At 42.8% G+C, this 19197-nt stretch carries 16 protein-coding genes; all 16 read left to right on the plus strand.

What is annotated here, in order from left to right; all coding sequences use genetic code 11:
* The first annotated feature begins 448 nt into the window (after positions 1-448).
* The 16 genes from F7731_RS09070 (at position 449) to murA (ending at position 17745) form a co-directional block, all read left to right on the plus strand.
* Positions 449-1156, plus strand: coding sequence for a DNA alkylation repair protein (locus tag F7731_RS09070; RefSeq protein ID WP_151534470.1), 708 nt, complete (start codon positions 449-451; stop codon positions 1154-1156).
* Between the two features lie 401 nt (positions 1157-1557).
* A complete protein-coding gene (locus F7731_RS09075) occupies positions 1558-2433 on the plus strand; it encodes a nuclease-related domain-containing protein (RefSeq protein WP_281352270.1) in 876 nt (291 codons plus the stop codon).
* 1521 nt (positions 2434-3954) lie between these two features.
* Complete coding sequence (locus F7731_RS09080; RefSeq protein WP_151534472.1) at positions 3955-4329, plus strand: NADH-quinone oxidoreductase subunit A; 375 nt, start codon at positions 3955-3957, stop codon at positions 4327-4329.
* A complete protein-coding gene (locus tag F7731_RS09085) occupies positions 4320-4832 on the plus strand; it encodes a NuoB/complex I 20 kDa subunit family protein (RefSeq protein ID WP_066296822.1) in 513 nt (170 codons plus the stop codon). The genes F7731_RS09080 and F7731_RS09085 overlap by 10 nt, the downstream gene beginning before the upstream one ends.
* Positions 4833-4835: 3 nt before the next feature.
* Positions 4836-6146: an NADH-quinone oxidoreductase subunit C gene (locus F7731_RS09090; RefSeq protein WP_151534473.1), complete on the plus strand. Its 1311-nt coding sequence runs from the start codon at positions 4836-4838 to the stop codon at positions 6144-6146.
* A gap of 3 nt (positions 6147-6149) precedes the next feature.
* Positions 6150-7250, plus strand: a complete 1101-nt coding sequence (locus F7731_RS09095) for an NADH-quinone oxidoreductase subunit D (protein ID WP_151534474.1) — start codon at positions 6150-6152, stop codon at positions 7248-7250.
* Complete coding sequence (gene nuoH, locus F7731_RS09100; protein ID WP_151534475.1) at positions 7250-8257, plus strand: NADH-quinone oxidoreductase subunit NuoH; 1008 nt, start codon at positions 7250-7252, stop codon at positions 8255-8257. The genes F7731_RS09095 and nuoH overlap by 1 nt, the downstream gene beginning before the upstream one ends.
* 139 nt (positions 8258-8396) lie before the next feature.
* On the plus strand, positions 8397-8816 hold the full coding sequence (gene nuoI, locus F7731_RS09105) for an NADH-quinone oxidoreductase subunit NuoI (RefSeq protein ID WP_151534476.1): 420 nt from the start codon (positions 8397-8399) through the stop codon (positions 8814-8816).
* Positions 8813-9334: an NADH-quinone oxidoreductase subunit J gene (locus F7731_RS09110; RefSeq protein ID WP_151534477.1), complete on the plus strand. Its 522-nt coding sequence runs from the start codon at positions 8813-8815 to the stop codon at positions 9332-9334. Before nuoI ends, F7731_RS09110 begins: the two co-directional genes overlap by 4 nt.
* A complete protein-coding gene (nuoK, locus tag F7731_RS09115) occupies positions 9331-9645 on the plus strand; it encodes an NADH-quinone oxidoreductase subunit NuoK (RefSeq protein WP_151534478.1) in 315 nt (104 codons plus the stop codon). The genes F7731_RS09110 and nuoK overlap by 4 nt, the downstream gene beginning before the upstream one ends.
* Before the next feature lie 161 nt (positions 9646-9806).
* Positions 9807-11669: an NADH-quinone oxidoreductase subunit L gene (gene nuoL, locus F7731_RS09120; RefSeq protein ID WP_151534479.1), complete on the plus strand. Its 1863-nt coding sequence runs from the start codon at positions 9807-9809 to the stop codon at positions 11667-11669.
* The gene (locus F7731_RS09125; protein ID WP_151534480.1) at positions 11666-13177 is read left to right on the plus strand and encodes a complex I subunit 4 family protein; all 1512 of its coding nucleotides are present in this window, start codon (positions 11666-11668) and stop codon (positions 13175-13177) included. Before nuoL ends, F7731_RS09125 begins: the two co-directional genes overlap by 4 nt.
* A gap of 6 nt (positions 13178-13183) precedes the next feature.
* Positions 13184-14701: an NADH-quinone oxidoreductase subunit NuoN gene (gene nuoN, locus F7731_RS09130; protein WP_151534481.1), complete on the plus strand. Its 1518-nt coding sequence runs from the start codon at positions 13184-13186 to the stop codon at positions 14699-14701.
* Positions 14702-14982: 281 nt separating this feature from the next.
* Positions 14983-15228, plus strand: a complete 246-nt coding sequence (locus F7731_RS09135) for a DUF1146 family protein (RefSeq protein WP_151534482.1) — start codon at positions 14983-14985, stop codon at positions 15226-15228.
* Positions 15229-15657: 429 nt separating this feature from the next.
* Complete coding sequence (locus tag F7731_RS09140; RefSeq protein WP_151534483.1) at positions 15658-16401, plus strand: YwmB family TATA-box binding protein; 744 nt, start codon at positions 15658-15660, stop codon at positions 16399-16401.
* 33 nt (positions 16402-16434) lie between these two features.
* Positions 16435-17745 (plus strand): UDP-N-acetylglucosamine 1-carboxyvinyltransferase, encoded by a 1311-nt coding sequence (gene murA / locus F7731_RS09145; RefSeq protein WP_151534484.1) that lies wholly within the window; start codon positions 16435-16437, stop codon positions 17743-17745.
* The last annotated feature ends 1452 nt before the right edge of the window (positions 17746-19197 follow it).

Below are 19197 nucleotides of genomic sequence, written 5' to 3' on the forward strand. Positions count from 1 at the left end.
AAATGGTAGCTATGAGAGGCTCATGGGCCGCGTTTTTGTTAATGTACGTGAAAAATGGTAACCATGAAAGGTTCATGGAGCGTGTTTTTGTTAAAGCACGTGAAAAATGTTAACTATGAGAGGTTCATGGGCCGCGTTTTTGTTAAAGCAAGTGAAAAACGGTAACCATGAAAGGTTCATGGACCATGTTTATGTTAAAGCATCTGAAAAACGATAACCATGGAGGGTTCATAGAGCTCATTTTTGATAAAGTCCATTAAAACACTCGTCATGAAGTTTTAAAGATCCTCTCAGTAGCAATTATAAAAAGTAATAATTTATCATATTAACCGTTTTGCAGGATTTCTTAAAAAACTAAAGAATAAAGTAACAATATAGTCTATTAAAGTACAAAGTATGCAATGATAATAAGAAATAGCTATGTTTTAAAAGGAAGGAGAATGCAAAAATGACTTTTGACGAAATAATGAAAAGGCTTGAAGAACTTGCTACGGAGTCAACGAAAAAAACACTTATGCGTCACGGGGCGAAGGAACCTTTATTTGGTGTTAAGGTTGGGGATATGAAAAAACTTGTTAAATATGTGAAAAAGGATCAGGATTTAGCGTTGGCTCTATATGACTCTGGGAACTATGATGCTATGTATTTAGCGGGCCTTTCGGTGAATCCCAAATTGATGACAAAGGAAACTTTACAGGAGTGGGCGAAGAAAGCTTCTTGGTATGGGCCTGCGGAGTACACTGTTGCCGGAGTGGCTGCGGAGAGCGACTATGCTTTGGAATTGGCGAGGGAATGGATAAAATCTGACAACGAAATGATTGCGGTTTGTGGATGGAATACCTATTCTAACTTTTTATCCATTACTCCGGATGAAAATATAGATTTGAATGAAATTAGTAACTTACTAAACCAAGTAGAGACAACCATTCATGAAGAAAGAAACCGGGTGCGTTACGTGATGAATGGTTTTGTTATTTCCGTGGGAACTTATGTCCAAGCCTTATCGAAAGCGGCCAAAAAAGTTGCAGCACACATCGGTAAAGTACATGTAGATGTAGGAAATACGGCGTGTAAAGTTCCGTTGGCTACTGAATATATTAAAAAAATTGAAGATAAAGACCGTGTAGGAATGAAAAGAAAGACTTGCATTTGTTAAAAATTTCGGCCTTGCTATTTGGAGCAGGGCTTTTTTGGTTAATTGGAAGGTAGATTAAATTTCAAAATCACAAAGAAATATGAAGGCTTTCAATAAGATTCAGAGTGATTGATTTTAGTTACTATTTTTGCTTGACAATTTTATAATTCGTTTTAGAATAAAGGCAAGTTAACCCCAAACCTACCCCCAAAAAAACTATAGCTAAACATCCAACCTATGTAAATTATTTTTCCAAAACTTCTTAATTTATAAGATCTTAAACGAGTGGATGTGTGCGGCATCTAATATTCATGATGTCGAATGTCCTAACTGTTATCTATTTTAGAATCCATTTTAAAAGATAATAAGGAATGGAGTGTGAGAAGTTGTTACTTAAAATTCGCAAGGAATCAGTAGAATTAATGCTTCATAGATATTTAAATCTACGATCGAACTTATCAGAAAAGGAGCAGAATTATTATTTAAGTCTTGAAAAGGGATACCAAGGGGAGTTAATGTTTGATGCTTTATCAGAGCCCCTCTCAGCAAATTGGCTAATTATTAATGACTTGATGCTCGAATTTAATCATACCGTTTTTCAAATAGATACATTACTCATTTCTTCCGAGAAAATATTTATGTTAGAAATAAAAAATTATGAGGGTGATGATTTTGTCGAAGCTGATAAGTGGTATACATTATCAAAAACAGAAATAAGAAATCCGTTTCATCAGTTAGAACGATGTGAATCACTTCTCCGGAGGCTGCTTCAGGAGCTTGGAATTACCTTCCCCATCGAAACTTGTCTCATTTTCGTAAACCCCGAATTTTATTTATATCAGGCACCATTGAACCATCCTATTATTTTTCCACCCCAGCTTAATCGCTTTATAACGCATCTAAGCAAAAACAAGGCAAGATTTAAAGATAAGCATTTAAAGCTTGCTGAACAATTAGTATCTATGCATGTTGAGAAGTCACCTTATTTACGTTTACCAGACTATAGATATGACCAACTGGAAAAAGGTATAAACTGTGTCAGTTGTCATTCGTTTAATGTTGAGCTTAAAAGCAATGTATTGGTTTGTAAGGAGTGTGGATATAGGGAGGGGATTACCTCTACAGTATTACGTGGTGTGGAGGAATTTACATTTCTATTTCCAGATAGAAGAGTCGCCACAAATGAGATGCTAGAATGGTTTAAAATTATTGAGTCTAGGAATACCATGAGAAGGTTGCTTCAGCAAAACTTTAAACAAATTGGACACGGGAAGTATTCGCATTATGTGAAACTATAAAGCTTTTTATATCACGCGGTCGCTATTGGGTTTATGGAGCGGGTTTAGTAGAGTACCTATGGAAAACGCGTACTATGAAAGGTTCATGGACCGCGTTAGGGAGAGCACTCATGGAAAACGCGCACTATGAAAGGTTCATGGGCCGCGTTTAGTAGAGTACTCCTTGAAAACGCGCACTATGAAAGGTTCATGGACCGCGTTTAGTAGAGTACTCCTTGAAAACGCACACTATGAAAGGTTCATGGGCCGCGTTAGGGAGTGCACTCATGGAAAACGCGCACTATGAAAGGTTCATGGACTGCGTTTAGTAGAGTTTTTATGGAAAATGCGCACTATGAAAGGTTCATGGGCCGTGTTTAGGAGAGCTCCAATGGAAAACGCGCACTATGAAAGGTTCATGGACCGCGTTAGGGAGAGCACTCATGGAAAACGCGCACTATGAAAGGTTCATGGGCCGCGTTTAGTAGAGTTCCCGTGGAAAACGCGCACTATGAAAGGTTCATGGACCGCGTTTAGTAGAGTACTCCTTGAAAACGCGTACTATGAAAGGTTCATGGACTGCGTTTAGGAGAGTTCCGATGGAAAACGCGTACTATGAAAGGTTCATGGACCGCGTTAGGGAGAGCACTCATGGAAAACGCGCACTATGAAAGGTTCATGGGCCGCGTTTAGTAGAGTTCCCGTGGCACTATGAAAGGTTCATGGACCGCGTTTAGTAGAGTACTCCTTGAAAACGCGTACTATGAAAGGTTCATGGACTGCGTTTAGGAGAGTTCCCATGGAAAACGCGTACTATGAAAGGTTCATGGACTGCGTTTAGTAGAGTACCTATGGAAAACGCGCACTATGAAAGGTTCATCTAGCACGTCAGAGTATTTCTTAATCAAGGGTCGCTTTTATAAAAATAAATGCTCGGTTATTTTTTTTACTATTGCTTAATAAGAGTAGTAGTAAGGGAAATTAGGTTTTGAAAATCAATACGAGTTGAATTGAATGATTTTTCTCACTGAAAATCAAGTTATTTTCATGTTTAATGGATATTGGGAAATAATCTAGGGTGTGTTTGGATTGGGGGTAGGGGTGTTTTATAAAGGCAATTTGGAAATTGGGCGGAGCTTGCACGCTTTAGAGCTGATCCGGAGAAAAAGTTCTTATTTTCAAAGATTGATTGATTTAATACGGGGGAGAGTTCGCATTTGCGTCATCCTTGATGAAGACTCGGGGAAGATTATTCAGGGGATGATGCAATGCTCAGGGGGAGGGGATTGTGTCGATAAAGGGGTTTGGCATTCTGGAAATTCTCTCTCTGCGATGTTCTCTCACAGCTCTGGTATCAGCTATCGCTTCCGCCCCCACAGAACAAAGCCTTTCCGCTTTTGAGAGCACGCTCTTAACGCTGCAAAAGCTTTGTTCTGTGGTCGAGAGAATTTCCAGGAATATCGACACAATTTGGTAAGAATGCTATAATGATTACGGTTACAAATAGGTAGAGAAAATTCAATAAAATTGGAGGGGATGGACATGGAGATGCTAAATTTATATCAAAATAACTATTTGATTGTGTTTGTGTTCCTATGTCTAGGAATTTTATTACCTGTGGTAGCTTTGTTTTTGGGGAAACTGCTGCGGCCGTATAAGCCGTATGAGACGAAGTATACCACGTACGAGAGTGGGATTGAGCCGTTCCATGATTCGAGGGTGCAGTTTAATGTCCGCTATTATATTTTTGCGCTTATGTTCGTCATTTTTGATGTAGAGACCGTTTTCTTGTATCCGTGGGCAGTTGCGTATGAAAAACTCGGAATCTTTGCATTAATCGAAATGTTAATTTTTGTGTTCATGCTTGTCATTGGCCTTATTTATGCATGGAAGAAGAAGGTGCTAAAATGGACTTAAAATTGGAAAATATCTCACCTGAAGAAATGGAAGAACTGCAGCGAAATGTATTTATGGCAACTTTGGAACAAATAAAAGCTTGGGCACGGAGTAATTCATTATGGCCAATGACCTTCGGGCTTGCTTGTTGTGCCATTGAAATGATGGGGGTCGGCGGAGCGCACTATGATTTAGACCGCTTTGGATCGTTTTTCCGGACATCCCCTCGTCAATCTGATGTCATGATCGTTTCCGGCACGGTTACGAAAAAAATGGCGCCAATTGTACGAAGACTTTATGATCAAATGCCCGAGCCGAAATGGGTCATTGCAATGGGTTCATGTGCGACTGCGGGAGGTCCTTACGTGAAGTCCTATTCGGTCGTGAAAGGTGTCGACCAAATTGTGCCTGTCGATGTTTACATACCGGGGTGTCCGCCAAATCCGGCTGCATTAATATATGGAATTAATAAATTGAAGGAAAAGATCCGCTATGAGGCTAAAACTGGGAAGAAGGTGATCTAACCGATGAGCGGGGAAAAAGATCTTGAACAGTTAAAAAAGGAGGCCGCCGCAAAAGCGAAAGCCGCCGCATTAGCGAAAATGAAGGCGAAGGAGCAGGGGGAAACGAAAGAAGAGGCTCCGGCGCCAACAGAAGATATAGACATAGCGAAGCAAAAAGCCGCCGCCGCCGCAAAAGCGAAAGCCGCCGCATTAGCGAAAATGAAGGCGAAGGAGCAGGGGGAAACGAAAGAAGAGGCTCCGGCTCCAACAGAAGATATAGACATAGCGAAGCAAAAAGCCGCCGCCGCAGCGAAAGCAAAGGCTGCCGCATTAGCCAAAATGAAGGCGAAGGAGCAAGGGGAAACGAAAGAGGAGGCTCCAGCTCCGACAGAGGATATAGACATAGCGAAGCAAAAAGCCGCCGCCGCGGCGAAAGCGAAGGCCGCTGCATTAGCGAAAATGAAGGCGAAGGAGCAGGGGGAATCGCAAGAAGAAGCCTCAGCTCCAGCCGAAGACTTGGATTTAGCGAAGCAAAAAGCCGCCGCTGCGGCTAAAGCAAAAGCAGCGGCTGCCGCTGCCGCAAAAGCAAAAGCCGCTGCACTAGCGAAATCGGAAGGTGGAGCAGGGGACGACGAAAAGGCGAAAGCCATTGCCGCCGCAAAAGCAAAGGCCGCAGCAGCCGCCAAGGCCAAAGTTGCCGCAGCCGCAAAAGCTGGTGGTGGAGCGGGTGATGATGAGAAGGCGAAAGCCATCGCTGCCGCCAAAGCCAAAGCCAAAGCCGCAGCCGCTGTAGCCGCGAAGGCAAAGGCAGCAGGAGGGAAAACTGCTGCTGCACCTGCTGAAGAAAAGCAGCCATCGCCAAATCAGCCGTATCTTGATAAGTATGTGAAGGTAATTGGAGAGCATCTTGGACAAGAAGTGCTAGAAGATTCGTATATTAATAGTTTATCGAAAGATGTGCCAACATTGGTGGCGAAGAAGGATTCCTATTATAAGTTGGCACAATTCCTCAAATATAATGAACAACTCGGATTTGATTATTTATCTGAGATTCATGGAACCGACTTTGAGACGCATATGGAAGTGTATGCACATCTATACTCATATAAAAATCGCCAATCGGTTGCATTAAAAGTGAAAATTGACCGGGATCATCCAACGATTGAATCGCTTGTGCCGTTATGGGCTGGAGCGAATTGGCCTGAATGTGAAGCATATGATTTATTAGGCATTCGTTTTACAGGGCATCCGAACTTGCATCGTATTATGCTTGGTGAAGACTGGATTGGCCATCCGTTAAGAAAAGATTATGAACCGTATGATGTGGAGGTGTAACCAATGATCCGTACAGAAGAAATGCTCTTAAACGTGGGACCTCAGCATCCAAGTACACATGGTGTATTTCGCCTCGTTGTCAAAATTGACGGAGAAATTATTACAGAAGCGAAGCCAGTCATCGGTTATTTGCATCGTGGAACGGAAAAATTGGCTGAAGATCTGCAATATACACAAATCATCCCATATACAGACAGGATGGACTATTTGTCAGCGATGACGAATAACTACGTGATCTGTCATGCGGTTGAAACGATGATGGGCATTCAAGTTCCTGAGCGTGCCGAGTATTTGCGCGTCATGGCGATGGAGCTTGGGCGAGTTGCCAGCCACCTCGTGTCGTGGGGGACATTTTTGTTGGATCTTGGCGCAACAAGCCCATTCCTTTATGCATTCCGTGAACGGGAAATGATTATTAATATGCTAAATGAGCTTTCGGGGGCACGTTTAACCTTTAACTATATGCGTGTTGGCGGGGTAAAATGGGATGCACCAGAAGGCTGGATTGAAAAAGTAAAAGAATTTATTCCTTATATGCGTGAGCAACTCGTCGGCTATCACCAGCTAGTAACGGGAAATGAAATTTTTATTAACCGTGTAAAAGGTGTAGGGGCCTATACGAAGGAAGACGCCCTAAACTATTCACTAAGCGGACCGATGCTTCGTTGTACGGGTGTCAAATGGGATTTGCGTAAAGATGAGGCATATTCCATCTATGACCGCTTTGATTTCAAGGTCGTTACCCGTGAAGAAGGAGACGCATGGGCGCGCTACCATGTCCGCTTAGAAGAAATCGAAGAATCGCTGAAAATACTTGAACAGGCATGTGAACAATTCCCGGCTGAGGGAGAGATCATGGCCAAAGTTCCGAAGATCATTAAAGCTCCAAAAGGGGAAGCGTATGTCAGAATCGAATCTCCTCGTGGAGAAATTGGCTGCTATATATACAGTGATGGCAAAAAAGAACCGTATCGCTTAAAGTTCAGAAGGCCTTCTTTCTATAATTTACAAATTCTCCCGAAGCTGCTTGAAGGAGAAAACATGGCGAACATGATTGCTATTTTAGGAGGAATTGACATTGTCCTCGGGGAGGTGGACGGTTAATGGTAGAAGAACTTTTACATTCTAGTCCCGGATTGCTGAATTTCGGAATTTTCTTCTTACTAGCCGTCGTTTTACTATTAGTTGTTTTAGGCTTCGTCACATATGCCATTTTAGCAGAGCGTAAAGTCATGGGATTTATGCAAATGCGGCATGGACCGAACCAAGTCGGTGGACGCTGGGGATTATTACAAACGGTTGCCGACGTTCTAAAGCTTCTTTTAAAAGAAGACACGATCCCTAAGCTTGCGGATCGGCCGTTATTTATTCTCGCACCTGTGATAGCGTTCGCACCGGCGTTCATGGTATTAGCGACCATTCCTTTTACCGATAAGTTTCAGTTTGCAGATATCGGGGTGGGCCTGCTTTACTATATCGCTGTATCCGGCATAACGACAGTAGGTATTGTAACAGGCGCATGGGCATCTAACAATAAATATGCTCTCCTTGGGGGAATGCGTGCCGCAGCGCAAATGATTTCTTATGAAATTCCTCTCGTTATGTCTGTTGTAGGAATCATTCTCCTGACAGGAAGCTTAAACTTAAATGATATTGTTGAGGCGCAAAAAAATGGCTGGTTCATCCTTTGGCAGCCAATAGCCTTTATCGTTTTCTTTATTGCATCCGTAGCCGAATTGAATCGTGTTCCATTCGACTTGCCGGAAGCAGAATCTGAGTTGATTGCCGGATTCCATGTTGAATACTCTGGTTTCCGCTGGGCATTCTTCATGCTGGCAGAATATGTGTATTTCTTTGCGATGGCGGCGTTAACAACGGTGCTTTTCCTAGGTGGATGGCTACCGCTGCCGTTCTTAGGATTTATTCCAGGCGCTGTCTGGTTTGCCCTTAAGTTCACATTAGTTGTCTTCGTGTTGGCGTGGTTCCGTTCGACATTCCCGCGTGTACGTGCAGACCAATTGATGGAATTTGGCTGGAAGGTACTCCTGCCAGTTGCGTTAGCGAATATTTTCCTAACGGCATTATTAAAAGAACTGCTGAACATATTTTAAAGAAAATTTGCCGAGGAAAGCGACCTGGTTGCTGCTTTTCTCTAAAATGTTCAGCCACTATCAAGCTATCTTCTGCTCTGACCAGTTATATATTCATAAAGTGGAAAAACCATTTCTAAAAATCAAGGGGTGAACAAACATGCTTGGATTAGCGAAAGGTTTATCATATACCCTAAAAAACTTGACCCGCAAAAAGGTCACATATGATTATCCGAATGAGCCGCTTCCGCTTCCAGACCGGTTCCGCGGCATTCAGAAATTTTACCCGGAAAAATGTATCGTCTGTAATCAATGCGCGAATATTTGTCCGACTGAATGCATTCAGCTAACAGGCAAAAAGCATCCGGACCCGGCGAAAAAAGGGAAAATCATTGATACGTATGATATTAATTTTGAAATCTGTATTTTATGTGATTTATGTACAGAAGTGTGTCCAACAGAGGCGATCATTATGACGAATAACTTTGAACTGGCCGAGCACAGCAGGGATGAGTTATTTAAAAACCTCGAATGGTTAGATGAAAATGATGAGAATATACGGAAGGTGAATAAAGCATGACGTTATCAGGAGAATTTCTTGCGTTTATGTCACTTGCGGTAGTTGCAGTCATGGGCGGCGTGCTGTTATTAAACCTTACCAAAGTTATGCATATGGTTGTGGCGCTTGTTTTTACCTTTATCAGCATTGCGGGGATTTTTGTTTTACTATCAGCCGAGTTTCTTGCTGCGGCCCAAGTGCTGCTTTATTCCGGAGCCGTTACGATCATTATGTTATTTGGAATTATGTTGACCCGTCATGATGATGAAAGTGAGCCGAAAACAGGACGCTTGCGCAAAGTCCTTCTGTTTTTGGGTGTGCTAGGATTTGCATTTGCAGTCTATATTGGCATTTACAATCTTGATTTCGGCCAATTGCCGAATGCTTTGCATGAAAGGAATACAGAACAAATCGGAGTAGCGCTTTATTCGAAATATATCATTCCATTTGAGCTCACTTCCGTCTTATTATTAGCTGCACTTATTGGTGCCATTGTTTTAGCAAGGAAAGATGATGAGAAGGGGGCGGAGAAGGAATGAGTTCGGTTCCCATTTCAGCCTATTTGGCGCTTGCTTTAATCTTATTTTGCATCGGTCTATATGGGGCTTTAACGAAGCGAAACACAGTCATTGTCTTAATTTCGATTGAATTAATGCTGAATGCCGTGAATATTAACCTTGTTGCCTTCAGTAAATTTGGTATAGTGCCTTCAATTACCGGTCAAGTCTTTGCCCTATTTGTCATGACAGTTGCCGCAGCAGAAGTTGCTGTTGGAGTAGCGATCTTGATTGCTCTTTACCGTAATCGCAAAACGGTTCATATTGATGAAATAAATACAATGAAGCATTAAAGGTTCAGCATGAATACCGCAAGAGGATGGATGTTATTTTAGGAGAAAAAATGGGTTCTCACCGAATTTTTTCACCTTTCACCTCCACCTCTACAAACTAACACGCTCACATTACAGAAAGATCAAACGTAACAGCGTGTTCAAAAAAGGGGATTGTGATATTGATGGAGAATGCATGGATCATACCGCTTTTCCCGCTAGTATCGTTCTTATTCCTCGTCTTTTTCGGCAAACGGCTTAAGGGTGCAAGTGCGTACATAGGAATTCTGCTTTCGCTTGCATCATTTGTCTACTCCTTGTTGGTGTTGTTCGAAAGATTTACATCGCCAACATTTAAGGCAGAAGCTGCTTGGCTCGCGATTGGGGATGTTCAGTTAACAGCGGGTTTTGAAGTCAATCAATTAAATGCATTAATGCTAGTAATCGTCTCACTCGTCAGTTTCCTTGTTCATACGTATTCAAAAGGATATATGCATGGCGATAAGAGACTTCATGTTTACTATGCTTATTTAGGCTTATTTACTTTTGCAATGCTGGGGCTCGTTCTTTCGCCAAATTTACTGCAAACATATATTTTCTGGGAGCTTGTCGGCTTAGGCTCATTCCTATTAATCGGCTTCTATTTTTATAAGGACGAAGCAAAAAGGGCTGCGAAAAAAGCGTTTGTGATGACGCGAATTGGGGATGTCGGCCTTCTAATCGGAATGATTCTCTTATTCTGGCAAGTTGGCAGCTTCGAATATGATGAAATCTTTGCAGCGGTAGCAGCTGGATCGATTTCACCAACGATGATTACATTAACAGCGATTTTAATCTTTGTCGGGGCGATGGGAAAATCAGGGCAATTCCCGCTTCATACATGGCTTCCAGATGCGATGGAAGGTCCAACGCCTGTATCGGCCTTAATCCACGCCGCAACAATGGTAGCAGCAGGGGTTTATTTAGTAGCGGCTTTATTCCCGCTTTTCTCAAGCTCCGAAACCGCATTGCTGACAGTTGCTGTCATTGGCGCAATTACTGCGATTTTTGCCGCGAGTATCGGGCTTGTGCAAACAGATATTAAGAGAGTACTAGCTTACTCAACGGTTAGCCAACTCGGTTATATGATGCTTGCGCTTGGGTCGGCTGGCTATGTCGCTGGTGTATTCCATTTGATGACACATGCTTTCTTTAAAGCTTTGCTTTTCCTAGCGGCAGGAAGTGTCATCCACGCCGTTCATACGCAAGACATTGAAAAAATGGGCGGACTATGGAAAAAGCTCCGTGTGACAGGTCCATTGTTCTTAATTGGCACATTAGCAATCAGCGGAGTGCCGTTGTTCTCAGGATTTTTCAGTAAGGATGAAATTCTGATAGCCGCTTGGGCAAATGGAAATACGGTATTGTTCTGGCTTGCTGTTGTGGCAGCATTCTTTACCGCCTTCTATATGTTCCGCCTATTCTTCATGGTGTTCTCGGGCGAATCCCGCAGCAATATGAGTCACGTGAAGGAGTCGCCAAGCGTGATGACTGTGCCAATGATGGTTCTCGGTGTCCTTGCAGTTGTCGCTGGATATGTCAATACGCCATGGTTTGGAACATTCCTCGGGGATTGGCTGACAGAGGGCAATGCCGCGCTTGGAGATGGGCATATTGCTGGTCCAGCTTGGATTATGATAGTGGCAACAGCTGTTTCCTTGCTCGGAATTTTCCTTGCGTGGATGATTTACAGCAAGCGTTCGCTATCACGCGACTGGCTTGGAGCAGAAACGGTGCACTCGATTTTATATAACAAATATTATGTTGATGAATTTTACGAGCTGACCGTATTAAAAGTAACAAGCTTCTTCAGCATCTTCCTTCGTTACATCGAAACCTTCCTTGTTGAAGGAGTAGTTAAAGGCGTATCTGGAACGGTAGTCGCCCTCGGAAAATTAGGCTCGAAGTTCCAGGACGGACAGGTACAAAGATACGGAACGGTTGCCTTTGTCGGTTTAGCTATTTTAGTAGTCGTATTTGCAGTGACAGGGGGGTATTTGAAATGAACTTAGCTTATTTCTTATCAATCTTAGTTTTCTCCCCTCTTGTTGGTGTGTTAGTTTTATCCTTCATTCCAAATACGAAGGAATCGGTTATTAAGCTAGTCGGTTTCTTAGCAACATTACCGGCGCTGATTTTGTCTCTCGTAGCCTTTTTTCAGTACCGGGCTGGAGCTTCGCTTGCGCAATTAAGTGAAAATGTTCGCTGGGTTCATTTCGGCGACCCTAATAGATTAGGAGATATGTTTTCGATTGATTATGAGCTCGGTGTCAATGGATTCTCCTTGATCATGATTGTGTTGACCGCGATTCTATCGACGCTTGCTGCTATTGCTTCGATGTATATTAAAAAAGAATGGAAAGGCTATTTCATGCTGTTCCTTCTATTAGAAGTTGGCATGCTCGGCGTGTTTGCGGCAGAAAACTTAATTTTATTCTTCGTCTTTTTCGAAATTACCTTAATTCCAACGTTCTTCCTCATCGGAAAATGGGGGTATTTTGAAAAAGAGAAGGCTGCATTTAGCTTCTTAATTTATAACGGATTAGGATCGGCTGTCCTGCTGATTGTAATTATGGTGCTGTTTGCCCGCACAGGAACGTCTAATATTGCTGCACTAACGGCGATTTTAGCGGCAGACACAAATAATATAGCCTTCTCGGCAGGGACGAAAATGGGCCTGCTCATTGCATTATTAATTGCGTTTGGCGTCAAGCTGCCGATTTTCCCATTGCATAGCTGGATGGTTCGCGTTCACGTGCAGGCGTCTCCGTCTGTTGTCATGTTGCACGCAGGGATCCTCCTAAAAATTGGGGCATACGGGATCATTCGTTTCGGAATGGGCCTTTTCCCAGAGCAATTCGGTAGCTTAGCTGGATTAATTGCCGTTCTTGGCGTCGTGAATTTGCTTTACGGAGCTTTCTTGGCGCTGATTCAAACCGATTTCAAAATGGTACTTGCTTATTCATCGATTTCCCATATGGGAATTGTCCTAATCGGATTGGGCGCAATGAATGAGGCGGGAATTCAAGGAGCGATTTTCCAAGTCGTATCACACGGTCTGATCGCTGCGCTGCTATTCTTCCTTGTCGGCGTATTTTACGAGCGACTGGACACATCCAATATTCGCAATCTTGGCGGATTGGCCAAAGGAATGCCGATTACCGCAGGCTTCCTTTTAGCAGGCGCAATGGCTTCACTCGGTATGCCGGGTATGTCCGGATTCGTCAGTGAATTTATGGCGTTCCTTGGATTATTTAAAGAAATGCCAGTTTTAGCAGCGGTCGGGGCACTTGGCATCATTTTAACTGCTGTTTACCTGCTGCGCGCTGTTCTTGGCATTACGTATGGAAAAGCCCATCGTGAATTTGACGGCGTGCTCGATCTGCGGAAAATTGAGTGGGTTCCGGCGTTAGTTTTACTAGGAATTATTGTGTTAATTGGTGTGTACCCAAGTGTACTAAGCGAACCGCTAACATCCACACTTGAAATGATCAGCTTTAAGATAGGAGGGTGATGAAGGATGGATCTTGCAGAACTATTATCGTATAAATGGAGCATCATGACACCTGAGTTCATCATCCTAGGTGTAGCTACGTTACTATCATTATTAGATTTATTTATGCCGAAGACGGTAAACCGAAAGCTTCTAGGCTGGCTCGGGTTTGCCGGGGTGCTGGCGGCATTAGCTTCATTAATCAGTTTGCTAGGCCAAGGGGCAGAATCAATTCTTTACGATACATTTAGGTTCGATGCATTTGCAAAAGCTTTCAAGCTATTATTGTTGATGGGAGCGGCGCTCGTGATGCTTCTTGCAACGAGCTATGAGTCAAAGGACGGCCTGCAGGAGTATAGAGGCGAGTTTTTCTATCTTTTCCTTGCTGCCTTGCTCGGCGCGATGATGATGTCTTCGAGTGGAGACTTAATTACGCTATTTGTCGGTCTGGAATTACTGTCAATTTCGTCGTATATTTTAGCAGGCATCCGCAAGCAAAATATTCAATCGAATGAATCTGCGATGAAATACGTGATTAACGGCGGAATTTCAACTGCGATTACGCTCTTCGGGATGAGCTATGTGTACGGCTTGACGGGAACAACGAATTTGCTTGAGATGGCTCGCGGGTTAGTTTCCCTTACCGAACCTCAGCATATTTATTTAATGGGTCTCGCTTTATTCATGGTTTTTGTCGGCTTGTCCTTTAAATTGGCGACCGCTCCATTCCATATGTGGGCGCCTGACGTGTACCAAGGGGCACCAACACCAGTTACGGCTTTCTTGAGCGTCGTTTCCAAAACAGCTGGGTTCATCATTCTTGTGCGAATTATGATGGTTGTGTTCTTAAGCACTCCGTCTTCATACATGCCAAATTCGATGCCGCTGTTAATAAAGGTACAGGATTACATCGCTGTTCTGGCGGCAGTCACCATGATTGTCGGAAACGTCGTCGCATTAAGACAAAAAAACATCAAGCGACTTTTCGCTTACTCAAGTATTGCTCAGGCGGGCTATCTCCTTGTCGTAATAGCCTCCTTATCAGTCTTTATTTTTGACACACTGTGGTTTTATCTAGGGGCTTACCTGTTCATGAACTTAGGTGCATTCGCGATTATTCAGCTAATCACGCAAAAAACGGGATCAGAGGATGTCTCCGAATTTGCCGGATTATACCGCAAAGCACCAATTTTAGCAGTAGCGATGGCTATCTTTATTTTAAGCTTAGCCGGAATTCCTGGAACCGCGGGCTTTATCGGAAAACTAAACATCTTTATGGGGGCGCTCGCCATTGAGCCAGCCCGTTATGTATTAGTTTCCATTATGATTGCGACTACAGTCGTATCTTACTTTTATTACTTTGGTGTTCTTGTACAAATGTTCTTCCGCCCAGCAGCAGAAGAAGGGAAAATCAAGCTGCCAGCTGCCCTCGGAATCGTCATCGGCGTCTGCGTCTTTGCAACAGTGTTGTTCGGAGTCGCACCGGGTATTGCCTTTGACTTCTTGCACGGAAGCTTTAATCAGTTTAATGACTTTTTTCAATAAGGATTACCGAATTATTTGGGGTTAAATAAAGGTTTAAAATGGAAGGGGGATTCTGTCCCCTTTCTTTTTTTTGAGCATCTAGGGGTACTTTCAAAATAAAGGGGCAATTTCCTATTATATAATAGGAAAAGATGCTATGATTATAGGCGGATTGTGTGTTTTTTCACAACATCGAACAAATGAACCGCTTAATATCCATAAATACTAAAAACAGCGAAATCGAGCCTTCGCCACAGCAAGGTCTCATTCTTCTAGCTGGCAATTGAGAAGGGAGTTGAATTATGATTCCAGGATTTGGGCCACAGGCCTTGCTTAGCATTGTCTCGCATTTAGTTTTTATCGCGGTCGCTTGGTGGGCACTTCAGGCCATCCGCATTGATCAAATTTTGCGCCCCAATCATGTTCTGCAAGCAAGAGTACTATACATACTGTTATCGATTGCGATTGGGTCATCAGTAAGTAACTTTTTTCTTGATTATCTTTCATGGTCGAGACAACTGCCACAAATTATACAAATGGCTTTTTAAAAAATTGGTTTAAAATAGGTTAAATGGGTCTTCGTACATGTTTTCATTTTCAGCGCTTTTAAGTACAATTCTATTTGTTGTGCACTAATTTTTATAAATTTGAATCCCGAATTTTGTAAACTTGAATAGGATAGTAAAAATTGGGCAAAATCTCCGCTTTTCTAATGTCTAGCTACAGGCGCCATCGGCTCGAGGTCATAAGTCAAGCCGCCAAGAAGGTTAAAGAACAACCTTCCTGACGCCTTGTCTTATGCTTGCGGCCCACAGGATGTGGGTCATGCAGACGTTGCCACAGGACGTGGCGGTTTTAGTCTGCGTTCATTTAAGCAGGCGCCTTCGGCTTTTCTATCATGTCAAAAAGTGACGAGATTTCCCAAGTATGCTCTTCTTCTCCTTGGTAACAATGGTAGTAAGGGAGAGGAAGCAGACATGAAATATATACAATCTATTTTAGCAATTATTGGGATTTTTAGTTTTATTGTTTTAAACCTTGGGAATAAAACGACTGTAGCCAATTCAGAACTCGACTTAACGAAGATAGCCTCAATTTTACAAGACGAAAATATTTTTATCACAGAATGGTCTTTATATGCAAGAGAAAATATGGAAAATCTTCGAACCCTCGAAGATGTTAACACATACATCGAAGTCCTCAAGAAACAATACCCAAATTGGTACTGGACGAGTACTTCCTCAGAACAACATCAGGAAACAGTGGCGGTTTTAAAAAGAAATGCACAAAAAGAGACAATAAAAATCCTTTCGACCCCCACAAAACAGCAAGTCCAAACGTATGTCATTTATGAAGTGAAAGGGAATGGTTGGAAAAGCGAATTAGAAAAAGACCTTAATCATCTTTTGGTAAGCAGAACTTCCGACATATTCCACAAAAATTCCACAATTTTCTCTTGTTTGAAGGGTGAATTCAATGATAAGATTGAAGAGTCTTTGTCTGAAGAAATAAGCCATTTATTAGCTGTTTTTCATGCAAAAGAAGTGGAAGGTTTAAAAGAGCAAAATTTTATATCTACATCAGCCTATTCGACAATGTTCGACAATCCTGTCGAAACGAATGGAAAGGATATGAATTTGCAAATCGGTATTAGAAATCAAGGATTGGGCGAAAAGACTACCCTTGTAGTTGGCACACCCATCATCACGATTGAATATTAATATAGAGAAATTGGACGCGGAGGGGAATACACTTTGGAAAAAATCATCGTCCGCGGCGGAAATAGGTTAAGCGGTATTGTCAAAGTAGAAGGAGCAAAAAACGCTGTTTTACCGGTTATCGCCGCAACACTATTAGCAAGTGATGGCAAAAGCGTAATTCGTGATGTACCGACACTCTCCGATGTATACACCATCAATGAAGTATTACGCTATTTAAACGCCGAAGTGGAGTTTAATAATAATGAGGTCACTGTGCATGCATCACGAGAGTTAAGGGATGAGGCACCTTTTGAATATGTTCGTAAAATGCGTGCTTCTTCTTTAGTAATGGGATCACTTCTTGCACGAAATGGTCGTGCGCGCGTAGCTTTACCTGGCGGCTGTGCGATTGGCTCACGCCCGATTGACCAGCATTTAAAGGGCTTTGAAGCGATGGGTGCAACTGTGAAGGTAGGCAATGGGTTTGTAGAAGCAGAAGCAGCAAACGGCCGTTTACATGGCGCCAAAATCTATCTCGATTTCCCAAGCGTGGGAGCAACAGAGAACATTATGATGGCTGCAACCCTTGCTAAAGGAACAACGATACTAGAAAACGTTGCTAAAGAACCAGAAATTGTGGACTTAGCGAATTTCCTAAATAAAATGGGTGCAAAGGTTAGAGGTGCCGGTACAGGTACGATTAAAATTGAAGGCGTCGATCAATTATTTGGAACGGAGCATCAAATAATTCCAGACCGAATTGAAGCGGGCACATTTATGGTTGCTGCCGCCATTACGGGTGGAAACGTACTTGTAAAAGGTGCTGTGCCTGAGCATTCTACATCGTTAATTGCAAAAATGGAAGAAATGGGCGTTACTTTTATGGAAGAAGCCGATGGAATTCGCGTCATTGGTCCTGAGCAGTTGAAGGCTGTTGACATTAAAACGATGCCTCATCCTGGCTTCCCAACAGATATGCAATCCCAAATGATGGCTTTATTACTTCATGCGAACGGTACAAGTGTGATCACAGAGACAGTTTTCGAAAATCGTTTCATGCATGCTGAGGAATTCCGCCGAATGAACGCAGACCTTAAGATTGAAGGTCGTTCTGTTATTATGAATGGTCCATCCAATCTACAAGGCGCCGAAGTAGCCGCAACTGATCTGCGAGCTGCTGCAGCTCTCATTTTATCTGGTTTGGTTGCAGATGGAGTCACAAGAGTAACGGAATTAAAGCATTTAGATCGCGGATATGTGAACTTCCACGAGAAGCTAGCCGCTCTAGGTGCAGATATTGAACGAATAAGTGAAGTTGATGAAACAACTTTAATAGAAACATACATTAAAGATATGAATGCATAATTTTTTGCGAAAAGCGTGGGATCCACCTGTCAGATATCTGACAGGTGGATTTTGTGTTTTTTTATAGTTTTTTTGCTCAAAGCGATTGTTTTGAAAGAGAGCTTTTAAAAAACGCAAGCGATGATTACTTCATAATGCTTGTTTTCGATGGGGCCTCACCAAAACGCGAGTCATGAATGGTTCATAGTGCTCGTTTTAAGTAGGTCCTCATCCAAACGCGAGTCATGACCCGTTTATAGTGCTCGTTTTTGCTGAAGTCTCACCAAAACGCGAGTCATGAGCGGTTTATAGTGCTTGTTTTTGGTAAATCCCCATCAAAATGCGAATCATGACCGGTTCATAGTGCACGTTTTCGTTAGATCCTTATCAAAACGCGAGTCATGAGCGGTTCATAGTGCACGTTTTCACTGGATCCTCACCAAAACGCGAGTCATGACCGGCTCATAGTGCACGTTTTCGCTGGATCCTCATCAAAACGGGATCCATGAACGCTTCATAGTGCACGTTTTAAGTAGATCCTCATCAAAACGCGAGTCATGACCGGCTCATAGTGCACGTTTTCACTGGAGTCTCATCAAAACGGGATCCATGACCGCTTCATAGTGCACGTTTTAAGTAGATCCTCATCAAAACGCGAGTCATGAGCGGCTCATAGTGCACGTTTTCACAGGAGTCTCATCAAAACGCGAGTCATGACCGGCTCATAGTGCACGTTTTCGCTGGATCCTCATCAAAACGCGAGTCATGAGCGGTTCATAGTGCACGTTTTCACTGGATTCTCACCAAAACGCAATCCATGACCGGCTCATAGTGTACGTTTTTGCTGGATGCTCATCAAAACGGGATCCATGAACGCTTCATAGTGCACGTTTTAAGTAGATCCTCATCCAAACGCGAGTCATGACCGGCTCATAGTGCACGTTTTCACTGGATTCTCACCAAAACGCAATCCATGACCGGCTCATAGTGTACGTTTTTGCTGGATGCTCATCAAAACGCGAGTCATGACCGGTTTATAGTGCTCGTTTTCACTAGAACCTCATCAAAACGTGATCCATGTCCGGTTCATAGTGCACGTTTTCACTGGATCCTCATCAAAACGCAATCCATGACAACTTTATAGTACTTGTTATCACTAAAGCCTTCACTAAAACTACAGGTAATTTCTTGTCATAATAGCCTGTCCAATACCATAAGAATGAAAAGAGACAGGGCTCATCTAGTCACAGAAATGCGGAAGCGTCTTCGAAACAATCAAAGAACGGATTGTTCCTGCAAATGATTATTCTAAGGAGTTTTCCTTAGTGGTCAGCCCCGACAAGCATAAGACAGTCCGGCGGGAAGGTTGTACTTTAACCTGACTGACTTAGACCTAAGAGGTCGACAGAAACGCGACGTCCTCCCAAAAGCTACACTTTTGGTCGTGCGATGTTTCGCTGACGAAGCTTTCCT

Origin of the sequence: Cytobacillus depressus, from assembly GCF_008923245.1 — a bacterium.
GTDB lineage: Bacteria > Bacillota > Bacilli > Bacillales > Cytobacillaceae > Cytobacillus > Cytobacillus depressus.